Below are 704 nucleotides of genomic sequence, written 5' to 3' on the forward strand. Positions count from 1 at the left end.
GTCTTAAGAGCTTCTTGGATGGCTTCATTATATTTTTCCTTTGATACTAGGTAGTGAGCGTAATTGTAACGAACTCTGATGTAGCCAAATAAAAACTCTTGATGCTCAAAATTTTTTGTCTGATATAACTCCATCAAATGAGAGTAGTTTGCCTCATATTCTTGTTCACGACCCACTAAGGAATAGAAATTAGATAGAGTATTCAAGGCCTTTAAATAAATCAGAGTATTTGAAGAGACTTTTAATAATATATTTTCCAATGAAGAAATAGCCTCACACTTACTGTCATATTGATAGAAGTCAATAATAGCTTTAATCCATTCAAGGTAAGTTCGGTCTTCTAGTGTTAGAAAAGTACTTCGTTCAATCTCTATTCTATAAAGATATTCTAAATTGTCATAATTTCTGTCATCTAATAATCGAGCAGATAATTGCTTGAAATTAGAGAGGTTAGATTTAATTTCAATTTGTTCATTAAAAAAATAATCTAATGGCACTTCGAGTCGTTGGGAGAGTTTGAACAAAAGGTCTGCGGAGGGAATGAAATGCCCTCTCTCAATTTTACTAATCTGGCTTTGTTCACAAATTCCTTCTGCAAGAGTTTGTTGGGAGAGTCTCAACTCTTTTCTTTTCAATCTGAATTTCTCTGCGAGTGTATTCATTAAAGATAATAAACCTTCCTATTTGCTTAATTTCATTATAAA

The 704-nt window shown here is 32.1% G+C and carries 1 protein-coding gene; it reads right to left on the reverse strand.

Features of this window, described 5'->3' with window-relative positions:
* Window positions 1-662 (reverse strand): helix-turn-helix transcriptional regulator (locus HT709_RS09690; protein WP_172925720.1); only part of this gene is annotated, 662 nt, incomplete at its 3' end.
* Window positions 663-704: the final 42 nt, after the last annotated feature.

This window comes from Streptococcus sp. 1343 (assembly GCF_013277355.1).
Lineage (GTDB): Bacteria > Bacillota > Bacilli > Lactobacillales > Streptococcaceae > Streptococcus > Streptococcus pseudopneumoniae.